Origin of the sequence: Candidatus Pseudomonas auctus, assembly GCF_048654275.1 — a bacterium.
GTDB lineage: Bacteria > Pseudomonadota > Gammaproteobacteria > Pseudomonadales > Pseudomonadaceae > Aquipseudomonas > Aquipseudomonas pharyngis.
On the sequence record NZ_JBJYZK010000005.1, the window covers coordinates 346,871 to 361,023 of the forward strand.

Below are 14,153 nucleotides of genomic sequence, written 5' to 3' on the forward strand. Positions count from 1 at the left end.
TTCGACGCTTAAAGGGCTGATTTAAACAATATGGAACAATTGCCTCAGCCCAGCTCTACCCGGTTACGCCCTGCGTTTTTTGCCCGGTAAAGCGCCTGATCGGCTCTTTTGAGCACCAGATCGCTGTGTTCTCCCGGCCGGAACGCCGCCAGCCCCATGGAAACCGTGATCGTGACGCGCTCGCCCTTGAAGTGAAACGGGCAGGCTTCGATGGCGGCGCGCAGGGTTTCCAGGAGTTTGGCGCCGACCGCCGGCGGGGTGGCTGGGAGCAGAAGAACAAACTCTTCCCCGCCGAAACGGGCGATGAAATCACTGCCGCGCAGACGCTTGCGCAGCACCGTGGCGATGATTTTCAAGACCTTGTCGCCGGCCAGATGCCCGTAGTTGTCGTTGATTCGTTTGAAGTGATCGAGGTCGAGCATGGCCAGGCTCAAGGTATTGCCGTGCTGCTGCCATTGGGCGATTTCATATTCGAGCCGTTCGGTCCAGGCGGCGCGGTTGGGCAGGCCGGTGAGCGGATCGATCAGGGCTTTCTGGCGTTGCTCTTCAAGGTGTTCGCGATATCCCTGCGCTTCCTGCTCCATGTGTGCGACGCGTTCAGCGAGGCTTTTCAGGCGTCCAGCCACTTCCTGTTCCCGGGCGTCACGTTGCTTCTGGTGCTGATCCATGGTGCCGAGCAGGCCTTCGAGGTGGTTTTCCAGCACTTGCTTCAGATCATCCAGATCGGCCGCTTCCTGCACGCTGTTCTGCAGGCCGTCGACCTGTTCGCGGATCTGCGTGTCCATCGCTCGCGCCGCAGAGCTGTTGTCGGCGTGGCCTTCGCTGGCGGCCTGCAAGTTGCTCTGGAACGCTTCGAGGCGCTCGTTGAGTTGCTGCAGGTAGGCTTCGAATTCGTGTTGGCCGCTGTCGGTAATGGCCAGCATCAAGGTCGCGAGATCGTCGAGGATCGGCAGCAATTCGTACCAGTTCAGGCCGTTTTTCAATCGATCGCGCATGGCCTCGGCTTGCGGGCGATGGCGCTCCGGCAAGGTCAGGTCATCCAGCAGCCCGATCAGCGTGTCTTCGATGTGTTTGGCGACCGAGCTGTAGGACGGCTCCGGCGAATCCGGCAGGGCGTAGAGGATGTCGTGCTCGGATTGTTCCGGATCGATGGCGGCCAATGCCTGGGCGATGGGCTCGGGCAGGGGCAGGCTGTCGAGGATCACGGGCGGCGGCGTATCGCCGGGGTGGATCAACTCGTCGGGGTTGATGGCCGTGGACACTGCCGGCGCGAAAACCGGAGGAGGCGTGAAGGTCTGCGGCTCCGGTTCTGGCTCGGCGGTTTCTGGTTCGCTGGGGGCGGAGGGGGATTCGGTGAGGATTCTGGCAGGCTCAAAGGCCGCCACCTCCGGTTCCGCAAGATATTCGGGGATTGGCTCTGGAGCTTTGAAGGGCTCGGCCACGGGGGCGGCGATCGGCGCTTGGCTGACGCTCGCAGTGGCGACCGGTTCGGCGCTTGTAACAGCCGCTTCCGGCGCTGGCGCAGCTTCATGTGTGACGGGCGCTTGCTGTGGCTGCACTGGTGGTGCGACCGCAGCGGCTTGAGCCACTGGAGCAGGCGTTTCCTCGCTGTCGCGACTGCCGAACAGGCGCTGCAACAAGCCCGGGCGTCCCGGTTCCGCCGGCGTTGCCAGCTGGCTCAAGGCCTTGCCCTGCAGGCCGCTGAGTTCGCTGAGCAGCAGCGGCATCTCTCTGGCCTGACTCACCCGCCCATCCAGCTGCTTGGCGAATTTCTTCAGCGGCTGAGCCACATCGCGAGGCAGGGGCAGAGATTGCAGTTGGGTGACCAGCGCCGTCAGTGCGGTGCTGACCTGTTCGATCCGGGTTTCCCGACGCTGCTCGGAGTCGAGCACGGCTTTTTCCAGGCGCGGCAGCAGGGCGGCGAGGCCGGCGTCCATGTCGTCGGTGCGCACTACGTCGCGCATTTCTTTCATGCACTGGTCGACCACGCGGTCGGTGCCTTCCGCTGCCAGGGTGCTGCGCACCAGGCCGCGGCGCAGCAGGTCGAGCCGGGCGTCCCATCGGCGTTCGAGCTTTTCCTGTTGTTCGATGCTTTTGAGGTATTTCTCTTTCCAGCGTTGGGCTTCGTCGCTCATTCAGGGGTTCCGCGAAGGGCAGTGCTCAACGCGGGCAATGCATCGGCCGTGAGCGAACCCGGCAGACGAATCTCTACCGCGACCGGCAGGTGATCGGAAATCGGTTGTGCCAGCACTTCGACTTTTTCCAGGGTCAGGGTCGGGCTGAGCAGAATATGGTCCAGGCAGCGCTGCGGGCGCCAGCTGGGGAATGTCGCTTCGAGTTGCGGGGCCAGCAGGCCGAGGTCGCGCAACGGCGAATGTTGCAGCAGATCGCTGGCGTGGGTGTTCATGTCACCCATCAGCACCTGATGCTTGTAGCCGCCGATCAGTTCGCGGATGTAGGCCAGTTGCATGCTGCGGACCCGGGCGCCGAGCGCCAGGTGCATCATCACCACCACCAGTGCCTCCGGGCCCTCGCCGAAGCGCACGAGAATCGCCCCGCGTCCCTTTGGACCCGGCAGCGGGTGGTCTTCAATCGCCCACGGCCGCAGGCGACTGAGCACGCCATTGCTGTGCTGGGCCAGTCGGCCAAGGTTGCGATTGAGTTGTTGATACCAGTAGGGGAAGGCGCCGAGCTGGGCCAGGTGTTCGACCTGATTGACGTAGCCTGAACGCAAGCTGCCGCCATCGGCTTCCTGCAGGGCGACCAGATCGAAGTCGCCGAGCAGATTGCCGATCTTTTGCAGATTGGTGGAACGCCCGGGGTGCGGCAGCAGATGCTGCCAGCTGCGGGTCAGGTAGTGCCGATAGCGCTCGGTGCTGATGCCGACCTGAATATTAAAGCTGAGCAAGCGCAGACGGCTGTCTGCGGGCAGGCCCGTCGATTCCAGGTGATGCTCGTTGACCTGCGGATCATGCAGGCCAACGACGCGTTCGGTTCCCCAGCGGCGCATGGCGATTGCCGCGCTTAGTTGGCGGCTGCCTTGTTGGTCGCTCGCTCTTTGGCTACCAGTTGGTCAGCCAGTTTCAGTGCCTGTTCGGCGCCGCCGGCGGAGCCGATGTCGAAGCGGTACTTACCGTTGACGATCATGGTTGGAACACCGGAGATTTCATACTTCTTGGCCAGTTCGCGGGCTTTCACGATCTGCCCCTTGATGGCGAACGAATCGAAGGTCGCCAGGAACTTGTCCTTGTCCACGCCTTGAGTGGCGAGGAAGTCGGCCATGTCGTTCTTGTCGGTCAGCTTCTTGTGTTCTTTCTGGATCGCGTTGAATACGGCAGCGTGCACGTTGTGCTCGACGCCCATGGCTTCCAGGGTCAGGAACATCTGGCCGTGAGCGTCCCACGGGCCACCGAACATCGCAGGAATGCGTACGAAGTTGACGTCGGACGGCAGTTTTTCAACCCACGGATTGATCACCGGCTCGAACGCGTAGCAATGCGGGCAGCCATACCAGAACAGCTCGACCACTTCGATCTTGCCAGGCACGGCGACCGGCACCGGGTTGCTCAGTTCGACGTAAGGGGCAGCAGGGGCTTCGGCGGCCTGGGCGGTCACGCCGAACAGGCTGGCAGCGACGAGGGCGGCGCTGATGATCAGATTACGCATGCTTTACTCCTGGACAATTTTGGTCGCCTCGCGCGACCTGTTTTCAGACAGATCCTGGCGGGCATGAGTTCTGTAGTGTAACGGCAGCGGCCACAAAAAAGGGCGGCCAAAGCCACCCTTTTTATACTTGCTGCGACGGATTAATCGAGCGTTAACGTGGCAGGCGTTGGCCATCGCACGTAACGCTCGAATCGCGCGTCTTAGTGCAGGCCCTGAATGTAGCTGGAGACTGCCGCAATGTCTTCGTCGCTCAGCTTGCGGGCGATGGTGCGCATGGTCATTGCGTCGCCGTCGTTGTTGCGACCGGCTTCTTCCTTGCGGAAATCGGTCAGCTGCTTGGCGATGTACTGAGCGTGTTGGCCACCCAGGTGCGGGAAGCCGGCGGCTGCGTTGCCGGCGCCGTTCGGCGAGTGGCAACCGGTGCAGGCTGGCAGGCCTTTCTCGATATTGCCGCCACGGAACAGGGCTTCACCGCGAGCGACGATCTTCGGATCGGCGGCGCCGACGCTGCCTTTCTGGCTGGCGAAGTAGGCGGCGATATCGGCCAGGTCCTGATCGCTCAGGTTGGTCAGCAGGCCGGTCATTTCCAGAACGGTGCGCTTGCCCGACTTGATGTCGTGCAATTGCTTGGTCAGGTAGCGTTCACCCTGTCCGGCCAGCTTTGGAAAGTTTGGCGCCATGCTGTTGCCATCCGGGCCATGGCAGGCGCCGCATACGGCGGCTTTTGCCTGGCCTGCGGCTGCATCACCGGCAGCATGGGCGAAGCCTGAGATTCCCACGGTCAACAGCAGACTCACGATCAGTTTGTTCATCAGCTAATCCAACTACGGCTAAGGGTTAAGAGTTATGGACCGGGCTTACTCTCGCTCATCCAGAGGATGAGGGCCTGGTAATCCTCGGCACTGCAGTCCATGCACAAACCACGCGGCGGCATCGCCTTGAAACCCTGGGTCACGTGTTGCACCAGCGTCTCCATACCTTTCGCCAACCTCGGCGTCCAAGCTGCCTGATCGCCTCTTTTGGGCGCCATGGGTAGTTGGCCGGAATGACAGGCTCCACAAACACGGTTGTACACGGCTTCCGGATCCTGTGTAGCCTGTGCGCTGTAAAGCGGCATCAAGACTCCGGCAGCCAGCAGCCATTTCGTCATAAAACGACCTTTTCAGGGTTGAGAGCGTTCTGCGTTCTAATGCGCAATCAAGGTCTGTCGCTCTCGTGAACTTCATCCTTCGCTGGGACAAAGCACACACAAAATCTGCGGCATTATATACTGGCGTCACTGAAACGGAAGCGACACCGCGTTCCGCGCCTAATCCCGGCGCCGCCCACATCGGAAATCCCATGCAACTCAAGAATCCCATCCTCGGCCTGTGCCAACAGTCCACGTTCATGCTCAGTGCCGCCAAAGTCGATCAGTGCCCCGACGACGAAGGCTTCGAAGTGGCGTTTGCCGGTCGTTCCAACGCCGGTAAGTCCAGCGCGCTGAACACTCTGACTCACGCCAGCCTGGCGCGCACCTCGAAAACCCCGGGTCGCACACAGCTGTTGAACTTCTTCAAGCTAGACGATGAACGGCGTCTGGTCGACCTCCCGGGCTACGGTTATGCAAAAGTACCGATCCCGCTCAAGCAGCACTGGCAGCGTCACCTCGAGGCCTACCTCGGTGGCCGTGAGAGTTTGAAGGGTTTGATTCTGATGATGGACATCCGTCATCCAATGACCGACTTCGACCTGCTGATGCTCGACTGGGCCGTTGCCGCCGGCATGCCGATGCACATCCTGCTGACCAAGGCCGACAAACTGACCTATGGCGCAGCGAAGAACACGCTGCTCAAAGTGCAGTCGGAAATCCGTAAGGGTTGGGGCGATCAAGTGACGATCCAGCTGTTCTCCGCCCCAAAACGCATGGGTCTGGAAGAGGCCTACACTGTGTTGGCAGGCTGGATGGAACTGGCAGATAAAGGCGCAGAAGCAGCGGCAGAGTAAGGGATTTCAAAACTGTCTGTGGTGCTGTCAGGCAAGGCAAAAGCACTGCTAAAACGGCCGGGGTCGCGCTCGACTTTAGGGGACCTAAATGAGCATTTTTAGCAGTGCTTTTAACGCAGCATGACGGCGCCACAGGCAGTTTTTAGGCAAAAAAAGCCCCGGACTTCATATGGGGAGGGAGAAGTTCCGGGGTTTAAGTTCCGAACCGCTAGGGCGGGGTTCAGATATCTGCCAACACTTAACACAACATAGGAGCATCGAAGGGCTTCACCAGCCATTCAGTATCTCTGAGTGCCCTGGCGCAAGATTAGTTCAGAATCTTTTCAAAAAACTTTGGAATAAACTCAAGAACGATCAGGCCTAAGCGGTTTCCGGTGCTTTTGCCGCGACGCTCGGTCGCAGCAAAGCCCCGTCCCAGAGGCCTCAGTGCGCCTCGTCCCAGTTGTTGCCAACCCCCACTTCCACCAGCAACGGCACGTCCAGTTTTGCCGCTTCGCTCATGTGCACGCGAATCTCTTCGCGAACCTGATCGACCAGATCCTCGCGAACCTCCAGCACCAGTTCGTCGTGCACCTGCAGGATGACTTTGGCGTCCAGCCCCGAAGCGCTCAGCCAGTTATCCACCGCCACCATGGCTTTCTTGATGATGTCTGCTGCGGTGCCCTGCATCGGCGCGTTGATCGCCGTGCGTTCGGCGGCAGCGCGTTCCTGCGGCTTGTTCGAGTTGATTTCCGGCAGATACAGACGACGACCGAAGATCGTTTCCACGAAGCCTTGGTCTGCTGCCTGCGCGCGGGTGCGATCCATGTATTCACGAACGCCCGGGTAACGCGCGAAGTAGGTGTCGATGTAGGCCTTGGCAGTCTTGGTGTCGACGCCGATGTCCTTGCCCAGCTTCTGCGCGCCCATGCCGTAGATCAGGCCGAAGTTGATCGCCTTGGCGCTGCGGCGCTGGTCGGACGTCACTTCATTGAGCTCGACCTTGAATACTTCGGCTGCGGTGGCGGTGTGCACGTCCAGATTGTTGCGGAAGGCGTTCATCAGCCCTTCGTCGCGGGACAGGTGGGCCATGATTCGCAGTTCAATTTGCGAGTAGTCCGCCGCCAGCAGTTTATAGCCTTTCGGCGCGACAAAGGCCTGACGGATGCGTCGGCCTTCGGCGGTGCGCACCGGGATGTTCTGCAGATTCGGATCGCTCGACGACAGGCGCCCGGTCGATGCAACGGCCTGATGGTACGAGGTGTGGATACGCCCGGTACGCGGGTTGATCTGCTCCGGCAGGCGATCGGTATAGGTGCTTTTCAGCTTGCTCATGGAACGGTGTTCCATGAGCACTTTCGGCAAGCGGTGATCGTCTTCGGCCAGTTTCGCCAACACTTCTTCGGCGGTGGACGGCTGGCCCTTGGCGGTTTTTTTCAGCACCGGCAGGCCGAGCTTTTCGTAGAGGATTACGCCCAGTTGCTTCGGCGAGCCGAGGTTGAACTCTTCACCGGCAATCTCGAAGGCTTCACGCTCCAGCGCGACCATCTTGTTGCCCAGCTCAATGCTCTGGATGCCGAGCAGGTCAGCATCGACGAACGCGCCCTGGCGCTCGATGCGAGCGAGCACCGGCACCAGCGGGATCTCGATGTCGGTCAGCACGCTGGCCAGGCTCGGGATGGCGCTCAGCTTCTCGAACAGGGTCTGGTGCAGGCGCAGGGTCACGTCGGCATCTTCGGCGGCATACGGCCCGGCCTGTTCCAAAGCGATCTGATCGAAGGTCAGCTGCTTGGCGCCTTTGCCGGCGATGTCCTGGAAGCTCACGGTGGTGTGGTCCAGGTATTTCTGCGCCAGGCTGTCCATGTCGTGACGGGTGGCGGTGGAGTTGAGCACGTAGGACTCAAGCATCGTGTCGAAGGCAATCCCGCGCACAGTGATGCCTTCATTCTGATCGCCGCCAATGGCGCAGTTGGCCAGGATGTTCATGTCGAACTTGGCGTGCTGGCCGACCTTGAGCTTGTTCGGGTCTTCGAGGATCGGCTTGAATGCGCGCAGCACAGTGTCGCGATCCAGCTGCTCCGGCACGCCGATGTAGGAATGGGTCAGCGGGATGTACGCCGCTTCGTTGGCCTGTACCGCGAAGGAAAGCCCGACCAGTTGCGCCTGCTGCGCGTCGATGCCGGTGGTTTCGGTGTCGAAGGCGAACAGCTTGGCGTTCTTCAGTTTTTCCAGCCAGACGTCGAATCGCGCCTGGTCGAGGATGGTTTCGTAAGCGGCTTCAGCGGATGTTGCAGGCGCTTCGGCTTCTGGCGCGCTGAACAGATCGCCGGCCGGCGCAGGCTCGGCGGCAGCGCTCAGTTCCTGGCGCTTGGCATCGCGATCCAGGTCATTCAGCCAGCTCTTGAATTCCAGCAGGGTGTATAGCTCGTAAAGTTTGGCCGGGTCCTCCGGACCCATTTGCAGGTCGTCGAGGCCGATGTCCAGCGGCACGTCGACCTTGATGGTCGCCAGTTGATAGGAGAGGAATGCCATCTCCTTGTGCTCTTCGAGCTTGGCCGGCAGGGTCTTGGCGCCACGGATCGGCAGGGTCGGCACGATGTCGAGTTGCGCGTACAGCTCGGTCAGGCCGCCGTTGACGCCCACCAGCAGGCCGGACGCGGTCTTCGGACCGATGCCCGGAACGCCGGGGATGTTGTCGGAAGAATCGCCCATCAGGGCCAGATAATCGATGATCTGCTCCGGAGCGACGCCGAATTTCTCCTTCACGCCCTCCACATCCATCGAACTACCGGACATGGTGTTGACCAAGGTAATGTGGCCGTCGACCAGTTGCGCCATGTCCTTGTCGCCAGTGGAGATGATCACCGGGCGATCGGCGGCCGCGCTGCTGCGGGCCAGGGTGCCGATCACGTCATCGGCCTCGACACCTTCGACGCACAGCAGCGGGAAACCGAGGGCGATCACGCTCTGGTGCAGCGGCTCGATCTGCACGCGCATGTCGTCAGGCATGCTCGGGCGGTTGGCCTTGTATTCGGCGTACATCTCATCGCGAAATGTCCCACCCTTGGCGTCGAACACCACGGCGAACGGGCTGTCCGGATACTGCTTGCGCAGGCTCTTGAGCATGTTCAGCACCCCTTTGACCGCGCCGGTCGGCAGGCCTTTGGAGGTGGTCAGCGGTGGCAGTGCGTGGAAGGCGCGGTACAGGTAAGACGAACCGTCCACCAGGACGAGGGGGGCTTGGCTCATGAGCAGAATCAACCTTTTCGGCGGGCCCGGCGCTAGAATAGCGGGACCGTTGACGACAAAGGGACAAGGTTATCATGCGTACGTTAAATCGCTTGCTGCTGGTCAGTCTGATTGCTGTCTCACCGCTGGCCGCGATCGCGGCGGATGATGCGCCATCATCGGAGCCGGAAGTTACCATCAGCACGCATACGGAAGGCGACAAGGTCATTCAGGAATACAGCCGGAGTGGATTCGTGTACGCGATCAAGGTCACACCGAAGGGCGGCAAACCCTATTTCCTGGTGCGCGCCGATGGTACGGACGCGAACTACATCCGATCCGACCAGCCGGATATGCTGATTCCGTCGTGGGAAATTTTTACCTGGAAGTAAATTTCCTGATTTTTAATCGGCGCCGCGCAAAAGCGGCGCCAGAACTGAGCAGTTTTTAACCATGTCTGTGTTCACCCCCCTGGCTCGGCCCGAGCTGGAAACCTTTCTCGCCCCTTACGGGCTCGGCCGTCTGCTCGATTTCCAGGGGATCGCCGCCGGCAGCGAAAACACCAACTTCTTCATCAGCATGGAAAAGGGCGAGTTCGTCCTGACCCTGGTCGAACGTGGCCCGGTGCAGGAAATGCCGTTCTTCATCAATCTGCTCGACGTGCTGCACGAAGCCGATCTGCCGGTGCCTTACGCGCTGCGCACCACTGACGGCGTGGCCCTGCGCGAGCTGAAAGGCAAACCGGCGCTGCTGCAACCGCGCCTGGCCGGCAAGCACATCAAGCAGGCCAACGCCCAGCATTGCGCGCAGGTCGGTGACTTGCAGGCGCACCTGCACCTGGCGACCCAGGGCGACAACATGATCAAGCGCAAGACCGATCGTGGCCTGGACTGGATGCTGGAAGAGGGCACGCAGTTCCTTTCGCACCTGAACGAGCAGCCGCGCGCATTGCTGCAAAAGTCTCTGGATGAAATCACCCAACAGAAAGAGAAAATTCTCGCGCTGCCTCGGGCAAACATCCACGCCGACCTGTTTCGCGACAACGCGATGTTCGAAGGCACGCACCTGACCGGGCTGATCGACTTCTACAACGCCTGCTCCGGGCCGATGCTCTATGACGTGGCGATTGCCCTGAACGACTGGTGTTCCGATGACGACGGTCTGATCGACGGCCCCCGTGCACGGGCCTTCCTCGGTGCCTACGCGGCATTGCGACCTTTCACGGCGGCCGAGGCAGAACTGTGGCCGACCATGCTGCGAGTGGCGTGTGTGCGGTTCTGGCTGTCGCGGTTGATCGCGGCGGAATCGTTCGCCGGGCAGGACGTGCTGATTCACGATCCGAAAGAGTTCGAGCAGCGGCTGGCGCAGCGTCAGACGGTCAGTACGCCGCTACCTTTCGCCCTGTAAAAGAAAAAACCGCAGTCTGTGCAGGCTGCGGTTTTTTTGTATCAGAGCGACTCCAGGCAACCCGCCAGATCATTCCCCAGCTTCTCCAGCACTTGCTCATAACCCTGAGCCGTCGCTGGCGTGTATCCGCCCAGCGCATCCAACTCCGCCAGCTTCACCGGCAGGCCCGCCACCAAGGTCTCGGCCAGACGTGGACGCAGCGGCGGCTCGCTGAACACGCACGTCTTGCCGACTTCCTGCAAACGCGTACGCATCGCCGCCACATGCTGGGCCCCCGGCTGCACTTCCGCCGCAACGCTGAACACGCCGGCGTGTTTCAAACCGTAGGCCTCTTCGAAGTAGTCGAAGGCTTCGTGGAAGACGAAGTAGGGTTTGCCTTCAACACTGGTCAGGCGTTTCTTCAAACGCTGATCCAGTGCATCCAGACGCTCGTCGAACGCCTTGGCGTTGCTCTGATAGCGCTCGGCATTGGCCGGGTCGGCGGCACTCAGGTCAGCGGCCATTTTGTCGGCAATAACCCGCGCGTTCACCGGCGATAGCCACAAATGCGCATCGAGACTGCCCGGGCGATGGTCGTGGTCATGTTCGTCGGCTTCTTCAGCGTGGGAATGGTTGTCCGCAGCGAAGCGGCGCAGCTTCATGCCCGGCAAGTCCTGCACGGCAACGCTCGGCAGCGTACGCCCGTTCAGCACGCGAGGCAGGAAACTTTCCATGTCCGGGCCGATCCAGTACAGCAGGTCCACCGATTGCACCTTGCGCACGTCGGACGGTCGCAATGCGTAGTTATGCGGCGAAGCGCCCGGTGGCAGCAGCACTTCCGGAATCGCCACGCCGTCCTGCACTGCAGCGGCAATCAGTTGCAGGGGCTTGATGCTGGTGAGAACTCTGACCTCGGCCTGAGCCGGACCGATCAGCAGAAAACCGGTGATGAATACGACAAAAACAGAAAAAAGTCGGGACACGATGACCACTCAATGAGGCGAGAACGGGTAACATAATAACGTCTCTAACCAAACTCGTCGCCGCTCATGCCTATTACACCGATTGCCAGCCGTCCCCACGACCACTCGCACTGCGTTCACAGCGCGCTGTCCGAGGCCGATGCCCTGTGTGCACAGAAAGGCCTGCGCCTGACCGCGTTGCGCCGGCGGGTACTGGAACTGGTCTGGCAGAGCCACAAGCCGCTGGGCGCCTACGACATTCTGGCCGTGCTCAGCGAGCAGGACGGCCGCCGCGCCGCGCCGCCGACCGTATACCGGGCGCTGGATTTCCTGCTGGAAAACGGTCTGGTGCACCGCATTTCCTCGCTCAACGCCTTCGTTGGCTGTGTTCACCCGAAACATTCGCACCAGGGCCAGTTCCTGATTTGCCGCGAATGCCATGCCGCCATCGAACTTGAGCAAAAAACCATCAGCGATGCGATTGTCCACAGCGCCAAGGACGTCGGCTTCATCGTCGAGGCCCAGACCGTCGAAGTGGTCGGCCTCTGCTCCGGCTGCCGGGGGGCTTGATGAGCGATGCGCTGATCCGTCTGGAGCAGGTGGCGGTCCGGTTTGCCGGGCAGAACGTGCTGGACAACATTCACCTGAGCGTCGAGCCGGGGCAGATCGTCACCCTGATCGGCCCCAACGGCGCCGGCAAGACCACGCTGGTGCGCGCCGTGCTCGGGCTGCTGAAACCGGACAGCGGCAGCGTCTGGCGCAAGCCGAAACTGCGCGTCGGCTACATGCCGCAAAAACTTCACGTCGATCCGACCTTGCCGCTGTCGGTGCTGCGCTTCCTGCGGCTGGTGCCGGGCGTCGATCGCCCGCGTGCGCTGGCGGCACTCAAGGAAGTCGGCGCCGAGCACGTCATCGACAGCCCGGTGCAAAGTGTTTCCGGCGGTGAAATGCAGCGCGTGCTGCTGGCCCGTGCCTTGTTGCGCGAGCCGGAGCTGCTGGTGCTCGACGAGCCGGTGCAGGGCGTCGATGTCGCCGGGCAAGCCGAGCTGTACAGCCTGATCACCCGCCTGCGTGACCGTCATGGCTGCGGCGTGCTGATGGTGTCCCACGATCTGCATCTGGTCATGAGCACCACCGATCAGGTGGTGTGCCTCAACCGTCACGTCTGCTGCTCCGGGCATCCCGAGCAGGTCAGTGGCGATCCGGCCTTCGTCGAGCTGTTCGGCAACAACGCGCCGAGCCTGGCGATCTATCACCACCATCATGACCACGCCCACGACCTGCACGGTTCGGTGGTCAAAGGGCCTTTGACGGGCCAACCTCACGTTCACGGAGATAGCTGCAAGCATGGCTGATTTTCTGTTCTACGCCCTGCTTGCAGGTCTGGCGCTGGCGGTGGTCGCGGGGCCGCTGGGCTCGTTCGTGGTCTGGCGGCGCATGGCCTATTTTGGCGACACGCTGTCCCACGCCGCACTGCTCGGCGTGGCGCTGGGCTTTCTGCTGGATGTCAGCCCGACCGTCGCGGTGACTGTGGGCTGCCTGCTGCTGGCGGTGCTGCTGGTGACCTTGCAACAGCGCCAGCCACTGGCGTCCGACACACTGTTGGGCATTCTTGCACCGAGCACGCTCTCTCTCGGGCTGGTGGTACTAAGCTTCATGCATGAAGTGCGGATCGACCTGATGGCCTACCTGTTTGGCGACCTGCTGGCGATCAGCCCGACCGATCTGGCGTGGATCCTCGGCGGCAGCGCGGCGGTGCTGGTGTTGCTGGTGACGCTGTGGCGCCCGCTGCTGGCGATCACCGTGCACGAAGAGCTGGCCAGAGTCGAAGGTCTGCCGGTGGCCGGTTTGCGCATGGCGCTGATGCTGTTGATCGCAGTCGTGATCGCAGTGGCGATGAAAATCGTCGGTGTGTTGCTGATCACGTCGCTGTTGATCATCCCGGCGGCTGCGGCACAACGTCACGCCCGTTCGCCGGAGCAGATGGCACTGGGCGCGAGTGTGCTGGGCATGCTCGCCGTGTGTGGCGGGCTGGCGTTGTCGTGGTTCAAGGACACCCCGGCCGGCCCGTCGATCGTTGTGACGGCGGCCGCACTGTTTCTGCTGAGTTTTGTTCTGCCCCGTCGAGGGGTGTAGACTTGCTCGTTTTTTGCGCAAATAGAGAGTCGCAGGAATGAAGCCGTTCGCCTCCCGTTATCTGCTCCTTGTGGCCTTTTCAGTGCTGCTGGGCGCCTGCCAAAGCACGCCGCCGGTGGCCGAAGTCCCCGATGCGCGGGCCACGGCCATCGCACAGCTGGAGCAAAGCCTGGCCAGCAGCGAACTGGCCACTGCCGAAGACCAATTGGCAGCCTTGCAGGCCGAAACCCCCAACGATCAATCCCTTGAGCAATACCAGCGCCAGTTGGCCGAGGCCTATCTGCGCCGCAGCCAGATCGTTCTGCAGAAGGGCGATGTGAATGCGGCCGCGACTGCGTTGGCCCGTGCCCGCGTGCTGATGCCCAAGGCCCCGGCGCTGACCGGTGGCGTCAATGGCGCGATCACCGAAGCGCGCAAGGCCGAGCTGGAGAAAGCCGAAGCAGCGCTGCAGGCCGCTGAAGCCAAGCCCAAAGCCAAGGTGATCGATCCGACCGCCGAGAGCACCACGGTCGCGCTGAATATCACCGATAGCCGCAAACTTCGCCGCCAACTGGACGCGATCGCCGCCGATGTGGTGAATTACGACTGTGCGGTGAGCATTCAGGCCCCGCGCACCAATGATTACCCGTGGCTCGCAACGTTGATCACCAAGCGCGTGAAGAAGCTCGATCCGGATTTCGATCTGCAAATCAAGAAGCAGATCCTGCGCAGCGTTCCCGCTCAAGTGGTTTTGAGTCCTCGTAAACCATAAAAAATCGCGAGCAAGCTCGCTCCCACAGGTACAACATGATTCCTGTGGGAGCGGGCTTG

General features: G+C 61.5%; 14 protein-coding genes. 7 read left to right on the forward strand and 7 right to left on the reverse strand.

What is annotated here, in order from left to right; all coding sequences use genetic code 11:
* Nucleotides 1-44 precede the first annotated feature (44 nt).
* The 5 genes from ACKUG4_RS12960 to ACKUG4_RS12980 form a co-directional block, all read right to left on the reverse strand.
* A complete protein-coding gene (locus ACKUG4_RS12960) occupies nucleotides 45-2,135 on the reverse strand; it encodes a GGDEF domain-containing protein (protein WP_445434147.1) in 2,091 nt (696 codons plus the stop codon).
* Entirely contained in the window at nucleotides 2,132-3,010 is an 879-nt protein-coding gene (locus ACKUG4_RS12965; RefSeq protein WP_007954044.1) for an endonuclease/exonuclease/phosphatase family protein, read from the reverse strand. Before ACKUG4_RS12965 ends, ACKUG4_RS12960 begins: the two co-directional genes overlap by 4 nt.
* A 14-nt stretch (nucleotides 3,011-3,024) precedes the next feature.
* Complete coding sequence (locus ACKUG4_RS12970) at nucleotides 3,025-3,666, reverse strand: thiol:disulfide interchange protein DsbA/DsbL (protein WP_007954043.1); 642 nt, start codon at nucleotides 3,664-3,666, stop codon at nucleotides 3,025-3,027.
* Nucleotides 3,667-3,866: 200 nt separating this feature from the next.
* The gene (locus ACKUG4_RS12975; RefSeq protein WP_085612514.1) at nucleotides 3,867-4,478 is read right to left on the reverse strand and encodes a c-type cytochrome; all 612 of its coding nucleotides are present in this window, start codon (nucleotides 4,476-4,478) and stop codon (nucleotides 3,867-3,869) included.
* Between the two features lie 32 nt (nucleotides 4,479-4,510).
* Nucleotides 4,511-4,816, reverse strand: coding sequence for a c-type cytochrome (locus tag ACKUG4_RS12980; RefSeq protein WP_041475093.1), 306 nt, complete (start codon nucleotides 4,814-4,816; stop codon nucleotides 4,511-4,513).
* Between the two features lie 191 nt (nucleotides 4,817-5,007).
* Here ACKUG4_RS12980 and yihA point away from each other — a divergent pair, with 191 nt between their 5' ends.
* Nucleotides 5,008-5,652, forward strand: a complete 645-nt coding sequence (gene yihA / locus ACKUG4_RS12985; RefSeq protein ID WP_039764859.1) for a ribosome biogenesis GTP-binding protein YihA/YsxC — start codon at nucleotides 5,008-5,010, stop codon at nucleotides 5,650-5,652.
* Between the two features lie 423 nt (nucleotides 5,653-6,075).
* Here yihA and polA read toward each other — a convergent pair whose 3' ends face one another.
* Nucleotides 6,076-8,880: a DNA polymerase I gene (gene polA, locus ACKUG4_RS12990; protein ID WP_445434148.1), complete on the reverse strand. Its 2,805-nt coding sequence runs from the start codon at nucleotides 8,878-8,880 to the stop codon at nucleotides 6,076-6,078.
* A 74-nt stretch (nucleotides 8,881-8,954) separates the two neighbouring features.
* Between polA and ACKUG4_RS12995 the strand changes: the two genes are divergently transcribed.
* Both ACKUG4_RS12995 and ACKUG4_RS13000 read left to right on the forward strand, forming a co-directional pair.
* Nucleotides 8,955-9,251 carry a DUF2782 domain-containing protein gene (locus tag ACKUG4_RS12995; protein WP_011331780.1) on the forward strand — a complete coding sequence of 99 codons (297 nt, stop codon included), beginning with the start codon at nucleotides 8,955-8,957 and terminating at the stop codon, nucleotides 9,249-9,251.
* A gap of 61 nt (nucleotides 9,252-9,312) precedes the next feature.
* The gene (locus ACKUG4_RS13000; protein ID WP_445434149.1) at nucleotides 9,313-10,266 is read left to right on the forward strand and encodes a homoserine kinase; all 954 of its coding nucleotides are present in this window, start codon (nucleotides 9,313-9,315) and stop codon (nucleotides 10,264-10,266) included.
* A 41-nt stretch (nucleotides 10,267-10,307) separates the two neighbouring features.
* Here ACKUG4_RS13000 and ACKUG4_RS13005 read toward each other — a convergent pair whose 3' ends face one another.
* On the reverse strand, nucleotides 10,308-11,237 hold the full coding sequence (locus ACKUG4_RS13005; protein ID WP_445434150.1) for a zinc ABC transporter substrate-binding protein: 930 nt from the start codon (nucleotides 11,235-11,237) through the stop codon (nucleotides 10,308-10,310).
* A 57-nt stretch (nucleotides 11,238-11,294) separates the two neighbouring features.
* Between ACKUG4_RS13005 and zur the strand changes: the two genes are divergently transcribed.
* Genes zur through ACKUG4_RS13025 form a run of 4 tightly spaced genes read left to right on the forward strand, consistent with a single transcriptional unit; the run spans nucleotide 11,295 to nucleotide 14,094 of the window.
* Nucleotides 11,295-11,777, forward strand: coding sequence for a zinc uptake transcriptional repressor Zur (gene zur, locus ACKUG4_RS13010; protein WP_011331783.1), 483 nt, complete (start codon nucleotides 11,295-11,297; stop codon nucleotides 11,775-11,777).
* Nucleotides 11,777-12,562 (forward strand): zinc ABC transporter ATP-binding protein ZnuC, encoded by a 786-nt coding sequence (gene znuC, locus ACKUG4_RS13015; protein WP_039764852.1) that lies wholly within the window; start codon nucleotides 11,777-11,779, stop codon nucleotides 12,560-12,562. The genes zur and znuC overlap by 1 nt, the downstream gene beginning before the upstream one ends.
* The gene (gene znuB, locus ACKUG4_RS13020) at nucleotides 12,555-13,343 is read left to right on the forward strand and encodes a zinc ABC transporter permease subunit ZnuB (RefSeq protein WP_085647186.1); all 789 of its coding nucleotides are present in this window, start codon (nucleotides 12,555-12,557) and stop codon (nucleotides 13,341-13,343) included. The genes znuC and znuB overlap by 8 nt, the downstream gene beginning before the upstream one ends.
* Nucleotides 13,344-13,380: 37 nt before the next feature.
* A complete protein-coding gene (locus tag ACKUG4_RS13025; protein ID WP_064592487.1) occupies nucleotides 13,381-14,094 on the forward strand; it encodes a PA5502 family lipoprotein in 714 nt (237 codons plus the stop codon).
* Nucleotides 14,095-14,153 lie beyond the last annotated feature (59 nt).